At 69.9% G+C, this 14700-nt stretch carries 10 protein-coding genes; 8 read left to right on the top strand and 2 right to left on the bottom strand.

The genetic code is table 11. The features are described from left to right. Positions 1-3: 3 nt before the first annotated feature. Positions 4-1038, bottom strand: coding sequence for a LacI family DNA-binding transcriptional regulator (locus ACPXB1_RS12300; protein ID WP_355588869.1), 1035 nt, complete (start codon positions 1036-1038; stop codon positions 4-6). A gap of 312 nt (positions 1039-1350) precedes the next feature. Between ACPXB1_RS12300 and ACPXB1_RS12295 the strand changes: the two genes are divergently transcribed. The 7 genes from ACPXB1_RS12295 (at position 1351) to ACPXB1_RS12265 (ending at position 11798) form a co-directional block, all read left to right on the top strand. After that, positions 1351-3753 carry a glycoside hydrolase family 3 N-terminal domain-containing protein gene (locus ACPXB1_RS12295; protein WP_425735248.1) on the top strand — a complete coding sequence of 801 codons (2403 nt, stop codon included), beginning with the start codon at positions 1351-1353 and terminating at the stop codon, positions 3751-3753. Between the two features lie 10 nt (positions 3754-3763). Beyond that, entirely contained in the window at positions 3764-4753 is a 990-nt protein-coding gene (locus ACPXB1_RS12290) for an ABC transporter permease (protein ID WP_355588873.1), read from the top strand. Next, positions 4750-5658, top strand: a complete 909-nt coding sequence (locus tag ACPXB1_RS12285) for a carbohydrate ABC transporter permease (protein ID WP_355588875.1) — start codon at positions 4750-4752, stop codon at positions 5656-5658. The genes ACPXB1_RS12290 and ACPXB1_RS12285 overlap by 4 nt, the downstream gene beginning before the upstream one ends. 39 nt (positions 5659-5697) lie before the next feature. Continuing rightward, positions 5698-7335 carry an extracellular solute-binding protein gene (locus ACPXB1_RS12280; protein ID WP_425735247.1) on the top strand — a complete coding sequence of 546 codons (1638 nt, stop codon included), beginning with the start codon at positions 5698-5700 and terminating at the stop codon, positions 7333-7335. Between the two features lie 109 nt (positions 7336-7444). After that, positions 7445-8986, top strand: coding sequence for a GH39 family glycosyl hydrolase (locus tag ACPXB1_RS12275; RefSeq protein ID WP_425735246.1), 1542 nt, complete (start codon positions 7445-7447; stop codon positions 8984-8986). Continuing rightward, positions 8983-9669: a DUF624 domain-containing protein gene (locus ACPXB1_RS12270; RefSeq protein ID WP_355588879.1), complete on the top strand. Its 687-nt coding sequence runs from the start codon at positions 8983-8985 to the stop codon at positions 9667-9669. The genes ACPXB1_RS12275 and ACPXB1_RS12270 overlap by 4 nt, the downstream gene beginning before the upstream one ends. A 32-nt stretch (positions 9670-9701) precedes the next feature. Beyond that, positions 9702-11798 (top strand): alpha-glucuronidase, encoded by a 2097-nt coding sequence (locus tag ACPXB1_RS12265; protein WP_425735301.1) that lies wholly within the window; start codon positions 9702-9704, stop codon positions 11796-11798. Between the two features lie 16 nt (positions 11799-11814). On the opposite strand, the gene manD is transcribed toward ACPXB1_RS12265, so the two are convergent. Next, on the bottom strand, positions 11815-13023 hold the full coding sequence (gene manD / locus ACPXB1_RS12260) for a D-mannonate dehydratase ManD (protein WP_355588883.1): 1209 nt from the start codon (positions 13021-13023) through the stop codon (positions 11815-11817). A gap of 316 nt (positions 13024-13339) precedes the next feature. On the opposite strand from manD, the gene ACPXB1_RS12255 reads away from it, so the two are divergent. Then, entirely contained in the window at positions 13340-14686 is a 1347-nt protein-coding gene (locus ACPXB1_RS12255; RefSeq protein ID WP_355588885.1) for an extracellular catalytic domain type 1 short-chain-length polyhydroxyalkanoate depolymerase, read from the top strand. Positions 14687-14700 lie beyond the last annotated feature (14 nt).

Raw genomic sequence — 14700 nt, 5'->3', positions numbered from 1 at the left:
GGGTCAGCGCGGGTGGGCCGGCGGGGCGGTGCTCTCCCGCACGATCAGCTCGGTCACCAGGTCGATCCGGCTGGTCGCCGGCTCGTTGCCCTTGGCCAGGTCGAGCAGCATCTGGGTGGCGATGCCGGCCATGTCGCCCAGCGGCTGGTTGATCGTGGTCAGGGCGGGGTCCGTCCAGGCCGAGACCGGCAGGTTGTCGTACCCGATGACCGAGAGATCCTCGGGCACTCGCAGGCCGCACTTGCGGGCGGCCCGCAGCACCCCCATGGCCTGGATGTCCGAGCCGGCGAAGATAGCCGTGGGCCGGTCCGGCCGACTCAGCAGCCGCAGGCCGTGGGCGTGCCCGGCATGCGCGGAGAAGCTTCCGTAGCAGACCAGCTCGCGGTCGACGGTGACCCCGGCCTCCTCGTGGGCGGAGTGGAAACCGGCGGCGCGGGCCCGGCTGCACAGCATGTCGGGTGGCCCGGAGATGACGGCGATCCGCCGATGGCCCAGCTCCAGCAGGTGCCGGGCGGCCAGCAGACCGCCGTTGAAGTTGTTGGAGCCGACGGTGGGCACCGAGGCGGAGGTGGCGCTGTCGGTGTCGACGACGACGAACGGGATGCCCTGCCGCCGCAGGTGCTGCTGCTGGCTGTCGGTCAGGTGGCAGAGCACCAGCAGTACGCCGAGCGGACGGTCGGCGAGCAGCGCGTCCATCCATCGCGACGGCGGTCGGTGCGCACCGTCGAGCTGGGACACGGCGAGGCCGATTCCGGCGGCGGCGGTCACCGCCTCGGCCCCGCGCAGGATCTCCAGTGCCCAACCGGTGTCGAACTCGTGGAACACCAGGTCGATCCGACGTTGGCCGGTCGACGGCCGTCGGTTGCGGCGCTGGTACTGGTGGCGGTCGAGGCTCGCCTCGACCCGGGCCCTGGTGGCGGGCGCGACATCTTCGCGCCCGTTGAGGACCTTGGACACCGTCGCGACTGACACGCCGACGTCGTTGGCGATCGTCGCGATGGTGGAGGCCTGTGGGCCGAGCGGGCGGTGCTCTGTCATCGCAGCCCCATACAGCATCCGAAAATTTCGGACGACCATAACACGACTGATCGGACGGCCTGGCGCACGCCATTCGGTATGTTCGATGCCTTGTTCCGGTGTGTCGGTCGGCAGCGGATCGCGGAGGTTCGGTGTCACCGGCTGGATGGCCGAGTCGGCCATCGACGCATCGAAGGTCTTGACACGCTCAGACGGTGCACTTAGGTTGCCGAAAAGGTTACGCGGGTTTCCGGAAAGTTTCGGCTCGTGGTCGCCCGCCACGGAACCGTCCCACGGGGGTGCGGGACGTGGCCGGAGCTAAGGGGTCTCGGCATGAGAAGTAACGTGCCCGTCGACGGCGCACCGGCGGCGTCCCGCGACGTCACGCCCTGGCGCGACGCACGGCTGTCGCCAGCCGAACGGGCCGAGGCGCTGCTGCCGCAGATGACGCTTGAGGAAAAGCTCGCCCAGCTCGTCGGGGTGTGGGTGGGCGCCGACGCGTCCGGCGAGGGCGTCGCTCCCCACCAGGCCGACATGCTCAACGAGCTGCCGCCGTGGAGCACCGTCATCCGGTACGGGCTGGGTCAGCTCACCCGACCGTTCGGCACCGCACCCGTCGACCCGGTACGCGGCGCGCGATCGCTTGCCGCGTCCCAGGCGCAGATCGTGGCGGCCAGCCGGTTCGGCATCCCGGCGCAGGTGCACGAGGAGTGCCTCACCGGTTTCGCCGCCTGGCGGGCCACCGTCTACCCGACCCCGCTGAGCTGGGGCGCCGCCTTCGACCCGGAGCTTGTCGAGGAGATGGCCGCCCAGATCGGCCGGTCGATGCGCGCCGCCGGCGTACACCAGGGGCTCGCACCGGTCCTCGACGTCACCCGCGACTACCGCTGGGGACGTACCGAGGAGACGATCGGCGAGGACCCGTACCTGGTGGGGACTACCGGCGCGGCGTACGTGCGAGGGCTGGAGAGCACAGGCATCGTGGCCACCCTCAAGCACTTCGCCGGATATTCGGCCTCCCGGGGCGGGCGCAACCTCGCGCCGGTGCCGATGGGCCGCCGGGAGTTGGCAGACGTGATCCTGCCGCCGTTCGAGATGGCGCTACGGCTCGGCGGTGCCCGCTCCGTGATGCACTCGTACGCCGAGATCGACGGCCTGCCCGTCGCCGCCGACGAGGAACTGTTGACCGGGCTCCTGCGCGACGAGTGGGGCTTCACCGGCACCGTTGTCGCCGACTACTTCGCCATCCGGTTCCTGCAGACCCTGCACGGGGTGGCCGAACGCTCCGCCGACGCCGCCGGGCTCGCCCTGCGCGCCGGAATCGATGTCGAGCTGCCCACAGTGGACACCTTCGGCGACCCGCTGTTGGCGGCGGTCCGCGCCGGCGAGGTCGACGAGGCGCTCATCGACCGGGCGCTGCGACGTGTGCTGATCCAGAAGATCGAACTCGGCCTGCTCGACGACGGCTGGCAGGATCTGCCCGACGACGTGGCGGGCCTGCGCCTCGACGACGAGGCCAGCCAGGACGTCGCGGTACGCCTGGCCCGGGAGTCAGTGGTGCTGCTGCGCAACACCGGTGTGCTGCCGATGCCGGCCGGTCGTCGGGTCGCGCTCGTGGGCCCGGTCGCCGACGATCCGATGGCAATGCTCGGCTGCTACACCTTCCCCAACCACGTGGGCGTCAAGCACAGCGAGTTCGAGATGGGCGTCGACATCCCCACGCTCCGCGACGAGTTGGCCCGGCACGTCCCGCAGCTCAGCTACGAGCCCGGCTGCGCCATCACCGGCGAGGACACCTCGGGCATCGCCGCCGCGGTCGCCGAGGCCACGGCCGCCGACGTGTGCGTGCTCGCCGTCGGCGACCGGGCGGGAATGTTCGGCCGGGGCACCTCCGGTGAGGGCTGCGACGCCGTCGACCTGACACTGCCCGGAGTGCAGACAGACCTGGTCCGCGCCGTGCTTGCCACCGGCACACCTGTCGTGCTGGTGCTGATGACCGGCCGGCCGTACGCGCTCGGCCCGGAGTTCGACGCGGCGGCGGCAGTGGTGCAGGCGTTCTTCCTCGGCCAGCGGGGCGGGCAGGCGCTCGCCGAGGTGCTCACCGGCGTGGTGAACCCGTCCGGGCGGCTGCCGGTCAGCGTGCCCCGCGACGCGGGCGGCCTGCCGGGCACCTACCTGGCGCCACCGCTGGGGCACGCCAACCAGGTGTCCTCGATCGACCCGACGGCCGCCTACCCGTTCGGCCACGGGCTGAGCTACACGACCTTCGACTGGTCCGACGCCTCGGTCGTCGGTCAGGCCGGCGAGGCGTACTCCGATCCCACCGACCCGGTCACCTGGCCTGTCGACGGCGAGGCGCGGGTACGCGTCACGGTCCGCAACACCGGCTCCCGAGCCGGCGTCGATGTCGTGCAGCTCTACCTGCACGACCCGGTGGCGCAGACCACCCGACCGGTGACACGGCTCGTCGGCTACGCCCGGGTGCCGCTGGGGCCGGGCGGGGCTGCCGACGTGACGTTCGACGTACCCGCCGACGTCACGTCGTTCACCGGGCGGTCCGGGCGGCGCATCGTCGAACCCGGCGCCGTCGAACTGCGGCTCGGCCGCTCCAGCGGCGAAACGGTGGCCGCCCTCGCGCTGCGGCTGACCGGCGCCGAACGCCAGGTGGGCCACGACCGGCAACTGCTCACGTCGGCGCGGATCGAGCACCTCCTGGCCGTTCCGCACTCCGCATAGGAGGCCGCTCATGACATCCGAGACGCTACGGCCGCCGCCGGCGCCGCCCCCCGCTCCGGCGGCGGCTGTCGCACCTGCCCCGCCCGCGCGGCGACACCGTCGGACCTGGCGGCAGGCGCTGCGCCGGGACTGGCAGCTCTACTCGCTCGCCGTGCTCCCGCTGCTGTTCTTCCTGATCTTCCGCTATCTGCCGATGATCGGGAACGTCATCGCGTTCCGCCGGTTCAAGCCGGGCGGCAGCATCTTCGGCGAGTACTGGGTCGGGCTGCGGTACTTCCGGATGTTCTTCACCGACCCGACGTTCTGGGAGGTGTTCACCAACACGCTCGTGCTCGGGACGTTGACCCTGCTGTTCTGCTTCCCGCTGCCGATCATCCTGGCGCTGCTGCTCAACGAGGTGCGTGCCCGCCGGTTCAAGCGGTTCGTCCAGTCGGTGTCCTACCTTCCGCACTTCCTGTCGATAGTGATCGTGGCGGCGATGGTCATGCAGTTGACCTCGGTCGACGGCACCGCCAACCAACTCGTCCGGCTCGTCGGCGGCGACCCGGTGGCGTTCCTGCAACAGCCCGAATGGTTCCGCACCATCTACGTCTCCTCCGAGGTCTGGCAGACCGTCGGCTGGGGCACCATCCTCTACCTCGCGGCGCTCACCACGATCGACGAGGACCTCTACGAGGCGGCCCGGATCGACGGCGCCAACCGGCTGCGGCAGACCTGGCACGTGACGCTGCCCGGGATCCGGCCGACGATGGTGACGCTGCTGATCCTCAACATCGGCAGCTTCATGGCCGTCGGGTTCGAGAAGATCCTGCTGCTGTACAACCCGTTGACGTACCCGACCGCGGACGTGATCTCCACGTACCTGTTCCGGATGGGTTTCCAGTCCAGCAACTTCAGCTACGCGGCAGCGATCGGTCTCTTCGAGGCGGTGATCGGGCTGGTCCTGGTCCTGTCGGCGAACCTCATCTCCCGCCGCACGGTCGGGACGAGCCTGTGGTGATCCTCGGCCGGAAGGCGGACGCCCCGACGACGCGCGGGCCGGTGGACAGCCGTGGCTACCGGATCTTCCGGATCGTCAACGCGGTGGTCCTGACCGGCGTGGTGATCGTGACGCTGTATCCGTTCCTCACCATCGTGGCCCGTTCGCTCAGCGACGAGGCGTACATCATCGCGGGGAAGGTGACCCTGGTCCCGCGCGGGTTCGACGTGACCGCGTACAAGCTTGTCATGTCGGATGCGATGTTCTGGACGAACTACCGCAACACCGTCGTGTACACGGTGGTCGCCACGATCATCTCGATCGTCCTGACCACCTGCTACGCGTACGTGCTGTCGAAGCCGCAGCTCAAGGGGCGTGGCCTCCTCGTCGGCATCGCGCTGTTCACGATGTTCTTCTCCGGCGGCCTGATCCCCAACTACGTGCTGGTCACCAGCCTCGGCATGAAGAACACCATCTGGGCCGTGGTGATCCCCAACGCCATCAGCGTGTTCAACCTGCTGGTCATGAAGGCGTTCTTCGAAAGCCTGCCGACCGAGTTGGAGGAGGCCGCGGCGGTCGACGGGCTCAACACGTACGGCATCCTGCTGCGCATCGTGCTGCCGCTGTCGAAGGCGATCATCGCGACGATGGTGCTCTTCTACGCGGTCTCCTTCTGGAACTCGTGGTTCAGCGCGTTCCTCTACTTCGACCGGCAGGACCTGCTCCCGGTCACCGTCTACCTGCGCAACCTCATCGCGGGCGCCACCAGCGCCGAGTCGGCCGCCGCCGACGCCGACAAGGTCCAGGCGGCGGCGACCTTCCAAGCCGTGACGATCGTGCTCACCACCCTGCCCATCCTGGCGGTCTACCCCTTCGTTCAGCGGTACTTCGTCCGCGGCGTGATGCTCGGCGCGGTCAAGGGCTGAGCCGCCGAACCCCCCACCCCACCACCGAAAGGACCAGCCATGCTCCACCAGACGTGGCGCCGCGTGGCGTTGGCCACCGCGGGTCTGCTCGCGCTCAGCCTGACCACCGCCTGCTCCGAGGACCCCGGCGAGTCGACGGACCTCTCGGAGAACCGTGCCGGCGCGATGGCGAACTACGGTGTCGGCGACCAGTTCAAGGCCACCGAGGCGCTCTCCTTCTCGACCCTCTACAACAACCACACGTTCTATCCGCTCAAGGAAGACTGGCTGTTCTGGTCCGAGCTCACCAAGCGGACCAACGTCAAGATCGACCCGGTCGCCGTACCGCTCAGCGACTACGAGCAGAAGCGCAGCCTGCTCATCGGCGCCGGGGACGCGCCACTGATCATTCCCAAGACGTACCACCCGCAGGAGGACGCGTTCGTGTCCTCCGGGGCGATCCTTCCGGTGAGCGACTACCTGGACCTGATGCCCAACCTCAAGGACAAGATCGCCAAGTGGAACCTGAAGCCGGAGATCGACAACCTGCGGCAGTCCGACGGCAAGTTCTACCTGCTGCCCGGCCTGCACGAGAAGCCCACGCAGGACTACACGGTGCTGGTGCGCACCGACATCATGCAGGAGCTGAACCTCCCCGTCCCGAAGACCTGGGACGACCTGTACTCGGTGCTCAAGGCGATGAAGGCGAAGTACCCGAACGTCTACCCGTACTCCGACCTGTTCAGTAAGCCCACACCGACCGGCGCCCTGCTGAACATTCTCAGCGCGTCCTTCGGCACGCGGGCCGGTTGGGACTACCAGCACGCCACCTGGGATCCGGCGGCGAAGAAGTTCATCTACACGGGTGGGTCCGAGCAGTACAAGCAGATGCTCACGTACCTGCACAAGCTCGTCGCCGAGGGTCTGCTCGACCCGGAGAGCTTCACCCAGACCGACGACCAGGCGCGGCAGAAGCTCGCCAACGGGAAGTCGTTCGTGGTCACCGGCAACGCGCAGACCCTTGTCAACAACCACCGGCCCGACCTGGCCAAGACGCTGCCGAACGCGAAGATGGCCAAGATTCCACTGCCGGTCGGCCCGGCCGGTGAGATCAACCCCTTCTCCCGCCTGGAGAACGGGATCATGATCTCCACGAAGGCCCGGGAGAGCAAGAACTTCGTGGCAATGATGCAGTTCATCGACTGGCTGTGGTACTCGGACGCCGGCCTCGAGTTCGCCCGCTGGGGCATCGAGGGCACCACCTTCACCAAGGACGCGTCCGGGAAGCGCACCCTCGACCCCGGCGTCGACTTCCTCGGCCTCAACCCGAAGGCGCCCAAGCACCTGCAGAAGGACTTCGGCTTCCAGAACGGCGTCTTCGCCTACGGCGGCAGCCCCGACCTGGTCCGCGGGTTCTTCTCCCCGGAGGAGTTGGAGTTCCAGAAGGTGATGGACGCCCGCACCCCGAGGGAGGTGGCACCGCCCGCCCCGTTGACCGACGAGGAGCGCGAGCAGGTGTCGCTCTGGGAGACGCCGCTGAAGGACTTCGTCTCGCAGAACACGCTGAAGTTCGCCCTGGGCCAGCGGCCGCTGAGCGAGTGGGACGCGTACGTGGCCGAACTGAAGGCCAAGAACGCCGACCAGTACATCGACACGGTCAACAAGGCGTACGAGCGGTTCCAGAAGAACAACGGCTGACCAACGGGGAGTCCGGTCGGGCTGCTGATCGCGGCCCGACCGGGCATCCCGGCGACCACTGCCGGCGCGGTGCGCGTCACCCGTCCGGCAGGACGATCCGAGGACAGCGATGCGCATCACCGTTCCCGACCAGCCCACCGGCCGGCTCACGGACGCCTGGCGACGCTGCGTCGGCACCGGCCGTTTCGAGCTGGCCCTGCGTCGCGACTACCAGGACTCGCTGGCCCTCGTCCAGGCCGACATCGGGTTCCGGCACATCCGTGGGCACGGTCTGCTCAGCGACGGCGTCGGCGTGCACCGCCCGTACGAGCACGACGGCAAGCGTCGCGTGCACCACTGCTTCACGTACGTCGACCAGGTCGTCGACGCGTACCTCGACCTGGGCATCCGGCCGTTCGTCGAACTGGGCTTCATGCCGTCGGGCCTCGCCTCCGGCGGCCAGACGGTGTTCTGGTGGAAGGGCAACGTCACACCACCCGCGTCCCTGTCCGAGTGGGCCGACCTGGTCCGCGCCACAGTGGCACACCTGGTCGACAGGTACGGCCTCAACGAGGTGCGCGGCTGGCCCATCGAGGTGTGGAACGAGCCGAACCTGGAGCCGTTCTGGCAGGGCGCGGACCGCGACGCCTACCACCGCCTGTACGAGGCCAGCGCGCACGCCGTCAAGGACGTCGACGCGTCGCTGCAGGTCGGCGGGCCGGCGATCTCCCCGGGTGCTGACGACTGGCTGACGTCGTTCGCCGAGTTCGTCACCGACAAGCAGGTGCCCGTCGACTTCGTCAGCCGGCACGCGTACACCTCGGGGCCGGCCCAGCACGTGCCGTTCGGCACCCACCAGACCCTCGCCCCGGCAGCGGACCTGCTGACCCAGTTCGCCGCGCCGCGCCAGCACCTTGCCGGCACCCCGTTGGCGGACCTGCCGGTGCACATCACCGAGTTCAACTCGTCCTACCGACCGGACAACCCGATCCACGACACCGCTTTCCACGCCGCGTACCTGGCACCCGTGCTCGCCACCGGCGGCGACCTTGTCGACTCGTTCTCGTACTGGACGTTCAGCGACACGTTCGAGGAGGTGGGGGTGCCGACCGCGCTGTTACACGGCGGGTTCGGCCTGCTCACCCACCGCCAGATCAAGAAACCCGCCTACCACCTGTACGCGTTCATGGCCCGCCTCGGCGGCGACGTGCTCGCCCGCGGCGACGACCACCTGGTCACCCGGCACCGCGACGGCCGGATCGCCGTGCTGGCGTGGGCGCCCGTGGACGTCACAGGCCGGTCACCGGCACCCGACCGGCACCCGCTGGCGCTGTCCGTCCCGCTCGGCCCGCCCGGAACGACGTCGGCGTTCCTGCTCCGCTCGTCGGTAGGCGAGGAGGCCGGCAACGCATGGGCGGCGTGGACCGAGATGGGTTGCCCCCGCTCGCCGTCCCTGCGGCAGCTCGACGCCCTGCGGGAGGCGGCCGAGCCGGCGCGTACGCACCGCGCGCTGCCGGTCGCCGCCGGCCGGGTCGAGGTGGAGTTCACCCTCGGCCGACACGAGGTCACCCTCCTCGAACTCAGCGCGGTCGAGGACGAAACCCCACAGTGGTGGAACGTCGACCGTCTGCTCGGGCACCCTGTCGCGACCGACCGGAAGGAGCAGCGGTGAGCAGCGCACAAGCCCTGCGACAGTTCGGCGACGGGCCGCTGTCGCGGATCACCTCCCGCGTCTACATCCTGCTCGTCGTCGAGCTGCTGTTCCTGCTCACCACACTGCCCGGCCTGCTGCCGTTGGTGCTGCTGGGCCGCGACCCCAGCAACCTGCCGCTGGTGGCGGCCCTGCTGGTGCCTGTCGGTCCCGCCCTCTCGGCAGCCCTGTACGCAGTGCGCCACCAGCGCTGCGACCTGACCGACCTGCGACCCGCGGCGCTGTTCTGGCGCGGCTACCGGGCCAACCTGCGTGCCGTGCTACGCGTCTGGGTGCCGACGCTGCTGTGGCTGACAGTGCTCGCCGTGAACCTCTCCTACCGGGACGCGGTGGGCCTCGCCACCTGGTGGACGGTGCCGCTGGTCCTGATCGGTGCGGCGGTGACGCTCTGCGCGGCGAACGCCCTGGTGATCGCCTCGCTGTTCGACTTCCGTACCCGCGACGTGCTCCGGTTGGCCGTGCACTTCCTCGCGCGTACCCCCGGGGTTGCCGTCGGCAACGCCCTGCTGCTGGCCGCGGCGGCCGGGATCACAGCGGTCTTCTCCGAGGTGGTCCTCGCGATGCTGGGCTCGATCGCGGCCCTGGCGCTGCTGCGCGTCGGCGACCCCATGGTCCGGATGATCCGTGAGGAGTTCACCAAGTGAGCACGCCGGAGTTCGTGGACGTGGAGGGGCCGATGTTCGTGGCGGATCCGTTTGACGTCGAGGAGCCACGGGTGCACGCCGCCTGGCTGCCACCGGAGGCGTTCCGGTCGCTGGGCGCGCGACGCGTGCTCGTGCACGGCGACGGGCTGCTCGTCGACACCGTCCTCGATGAGGTGGCCCGCGCCTGCGCACGCTACGGCGGGCGGATGTGGCACTCGCCGTCCTGGGACGTCGACGTCGATCTGGTGCTGACGCTGCGCCGGGCGGACGCGCTGCCGAGTTCGACGGCGCAGGCGGCGCGGGCGGCGGGCGAGGCGGCGCTTGTCGAGGACGGCCGGACGCTCGGCGACGAGGGGTTCCTGCTGGCGCGGGCCGGCGACGTGACTGTCGTGCTGGCCGACGCTCCCGCCGGCCTGCTGTACGGGCTGTTCCACGTGGTCCGGCTCTGCGCGGCGGCGTTCGATCCGGCCCGTCCGCCGGAGCTGCACCGGCCCGCACTGCGCCGCCGGATGCTCAACCACTGGGACAACGTGGCGGTGCATCCGGTGATGGGCCAGGTCGAACGAGGGTACGCGGGCGGCTCGATCTTCTGGCGCGACGGCCGTCCGCGTGGCGACCTGGCCCGACTTCGGGCGTACGGGCGGCTGCTGGCCGCCAGCGGGATCAACGCGATATCGGTGAACAACGTCAACGTGGCGCGGGCCGAGGCGCGGCTGCTCACCGACCGGCTCGGCGACGTCGCCGAGATCGCCGACGTCCTGCGTCCGTACGGCATCCGGGTGCACCTGTCGGTCACCTTCGCCGCGCCGGTGGCCCTCGGCGGTCTGAGCAGCGCGGACCCGGCCGACGAGGCGGTGCGCGCGTGGTGGGCCGCCACGACCCGGGCGGTGTACGAGCGCATCCCGGATTTCGGCGGCTACGTGGTGAAGGCGGACTCCGAGGGGCAACCCGGCCCGTTCACCTACGGCCGTGACCACGCCGACGGGGCGAACCTGCTCGCCGAGGCCCTCGCCCCGCACGGGGGAGTGGTGCACTGGCGGGCTTTCGTCTACGACCACCACCAGGACTGGCGGGACCGGTCGACCGACCGGGCGCGCGCCGCCTACGACCACTTCACGCCGCTCGACGGGCGGTTCCGTGCCAACGTCGTCCTCCAGGTGAAGTTCGGCCCGGTGGACTTCCAGGTGCGCGAGCCCGTGTCACCGGTGCTCGCCGCGCTGCCCGCCACGCGGGTCGCCGTGGAGTTCCAGGTCACCCAGGAGTACACGGGCCAGCAGCGGCACATCTGTCACCTCGGCCCGTGGTGGAGCGAGGTGCTGCGGTTCGCGCCGTGGGGTCCCGGCGGGCGGACGATCGCCGACGTGGCCACCGGCGAGCGGGGGGAGGGCGGCGGGCTGGTCGCCGTGGCCAACACCGGCGACGACCCGTTCTGGACCGGGCATCCGTTGGCGCAGGCCAACCTGTACACGTTCGGTCGCCTCGCCTGGGATCCCCGGCTGGACCCCGGGGCCGTCCTGGACGAGTGGATGACGCTTACCTTCCCGCCGTCGGCGACCGCCGACCCGGAGCTGGTGCGGCGGACCCTGCACGAGGTCATGGACGACTCCTGGCGCACCTACGAGCGGTACACCGCCCCGTTGGGCATCGGCTTCATGGTCCACCCGGGTGACCACTACGGCCCCGACGTCGACGGGTACGAGTATTCGCGGTGGGGCACCTACCACTTCGCCGACCGCGACGGCGTCGGTGTGGACCGCAGCCGCGCGTCCGGCACCGGCTTCGCCGGCCAGTACCCGCCGTACTGGGCGGACGTGTACGAGTCACCCGAGCGCTGCCCGGACGAGCTGCTGTTGTTCTTCCACCACGTGCCGTACACCCACGTGCTGCACAGCGGGTCCACGGTCATCCAGCACATCTACGACACCCACTTCGCTGGGGTGGAGGAGGTGGAGGCGATGCGGCGGCGCTGGCAGACGCTGAACGGGATGATCGACCCGGCCGTGTACGTGCGGGTGGCCGAGCGCCTCGACGAGCAGGTGCGTTCGGCAATCGAGTGGCGTGATCAGATCAACACGTACTTCCTGCGCAAGTCCGGGGTGCCGGACGCGCACGGCCGCCGTATCTACTGACCGGTGCCGGCCGCGCTCACCAGGGGTGCACGGTGCCGTCCTCCAGCCGGTTCACCGGCAGGTACGCCGGAGCGTACGGGTACCGGGCCGCCGCCTCCTCGTCGATGTCCACCCCGAGGCCGGGGGTCTCGGCGGGGTGCAGGTAGCCGTCGGCGTAGTGGTAGCCGTGGGGGAACACCTCGTCGGTCTCGGCCGTGTGCCGCATGTATTCCTGGAGGCCGAAGTTGGGGATCGAGATGTCGAGCTGGAGCGCGGCGGCCATGCAGACCGGCGAGAGGTCGGTGGCCCCGTGCGAGCCGCTGCGTACGTGGTGCAGCGCCGCGAGGTCGAAGATGCGGCGCAGGTGGGTGATCCCGCCGGCGTGCACGACGGTGGCCCGGATGTAGTCGATGAGCTGTTCCCGGATGAGCTGGGCGGCGTCGTGGATGCTGTTGAAGACCTCGCCCACGGCGATCGGCGTGGTGGTGTGCTGCCGGATCAGCCGGAAGCCCTCCTGGAGGTCGGCGGGGACCGGGTCCTCCATCCAGGTCAGCGCGTACGGCTCCAGGCTGCGGCCGAGTCGTGCCGCCTCGATGGGGGTGAGCCGGTGGTGCACGTCGTGCAGCAGCCGCAGGGTGGGGCCGAACTCGTCGCGGACACGGGCGAACACCGTCGGCACGTGCGCCAGGTAGCGGGCCGTGGACCAGGTCGCCTCGCTGGGCAGCGCCGCGTCGGCCGGCTCGTAGAAGAGCTTGTCGGCGCTTACCCCGTACGTCTTGGGCAGGCCCGGCACGCCGCACTGGACCCGGACCGCCCGGTAGCCGAGGTCGAGGTAGCGGGCGACCTCCACCAGCACCTCCTCGACGGACTCGCCATTGGCGTGGCCGTACACGGTGACGCCCTCGCGGGACCGGCCACCCAGCAGCTGGTAGACCGGTAGGCCGGCGACCTTGCCCTTGATGTCCCACAGAGCGGTGTCCACCGCCGCGATCGCGCTCATGGTGACGGGTCCGCGCCGCCAGTACGCGCCCTGGTACAGGTACTGCCAGGTGTCCTCGATCCGCGCTGGGTCCCGGCCGATCAGCAGCGGTGCCACGTGGTCGCGCAGGTACGACGCGACGGCCAGCTCTCGGCCGTTGAGGGTGGCGTCTCCGACGCCGGTGACGCCCTCATCCGTGACGATCTTGAGGGTGACGAAGTTTCGGCCCGGACAGGTCACGATGACCCGGGCGTCGACGATCTTCACTCGATCTCCTTCGGGCCCACGGGTCGGCTGTGGACGCCGCAGGGGGTGGCGCGAGGGGCGGGGGAGAAGCGCGATGTGCTTATCGGGAACGTCCCGATAATAGCCCGTCGCCTGTCGACGGCGACCAATGCGGCGACGCCGCCTTCGTGCCCAGGTCGCCCGCAATCCGTTGCACCGAAAGGTTTCCGGAATCCTTGACAATCGAGTGCGCTCGATTGAAGCTGACTTGGTCACGCGAGCCGCGGTCATGGTCGGGCGAAGGGCAGTCCTCGACTAACCCCCCTTCCATGCGTCAATTCCCGAGGAATCGCGAACGATGACACTGAAGACAAGGATGCTCGGCGTCGTCATGGCGGTCGTGACACTGGCCGCAGCCGCTCTGACGTTCGCCGCCCCCGCGTCCGCGGCGACGCTCACCCAGGTGACCGGCTTCGGCACCAACCCCACAAACCTCCAGATGCACCTGTACGTCCCGGACCGGGTGGCGTCCCGACCGGCGGTCCTGCTGGCCTTGCACTACTGCACGGGAACAGGCCCGGCGTTCCACTCCGGCACCCAGTACGCGTCCCTCGCCGACAGGTACGGGTTCATCGTGATCTACCCGTCCGCGACCCGCAGCAGCAAGTGCTGGGACGTGGCCTCGCCGCAGGCGCTGCGTCGAGGCGGCGGCAGCGACCCGGTCGGGCTCATGTCGATGGTCGACTACGTGCGGCAGCGGTACACCGCCGACCCGGCCCGGATCTTCGTCACCGGCACGTCGTCGGGCGCGATGATGACCAACGTCATGCTCGGTGACTACCCCGACGTGTTCGCGGCGGGCGCGTCCTTCGCCGGTGTGCCCTTCGGCTGCTTCGCCACCGGCGGCAGCTCGGAGTGGAACAGCGAGTGCGCCAACGGCCAGCTCATCAGGACCCCGCAGCAGTGGGGGGACCTGGTCCGTGGGGCGTACCCCGGCTACACCGGGCAGCGACCACGGATGCAGATCTGGCACGGCACCAACGACGAGACGCTGCGCTACCCGAACTTCGGTGAGCAGGTCAAGCAGTGGACGAACGTGCACGGGCTGAGCCAGACCCCGACGTACACCGACTCACCGCAGTCCGGTTACACAAGGACCCGGTACGGCAGCAGCGGGCCGATGGCGCCGGTCGAGGCGATAAGCATGCAGGGCGTCTCGCACAACCTGCCTGTCGACGCCGCCCAGGTGATCCGCTTCTTCGGCCTGGACGGAACCACCACGCCGCCGCCGACCACCCCGCCACCGACGACGCCTCCACCGACGACGCCTCCACCGACGACCCCTCCGCCGACGACGCCGCCCCCGACCACGCCGCCGCCATCTGAAGGCGCCTGCCGGGTGGGTTACACGGTCAACGCCTGGAACAACGGTCTGACCGCAAGCGTGACCATCACCAACACCGGGACCGCAGCGGTGAACGGATGGGCGTTGACCTTCACGCTGCCCGCCGGCCAGAGCATCACCAACGGTTGGAACGCGCAGTACGCCCCGACCAGCGGCGCGGTGACCGCCCGCAACGTCTCCTACAACGCCACCATCGCGCCGAACACGTCGGTCGAGATCGGCTTCCAGGCCACCCACAACGGCGGCACCGGCAAGCCCTCCTCCTTCGCCCTCAACGGGGCGACCTGTTCGGTCTCCTGACCCACCTCTCCCAC

It is taken from the genome of Micromonospora sp. DT68, from assembly GCF_049847245.1.
In the GTDB taxonomy this organism is placed as follows: Bacteria; Actinomycetota; Actinomycetes; order Mycobacteriales; family Micromonosporaceae; genus Micromonospora; species Micromonospora profundi.
The sequence above is the reverse complement of the archived record's forward strand: the minus strand, read 5'-3'. Positions and strand labels throughout refer to the sequence as shown.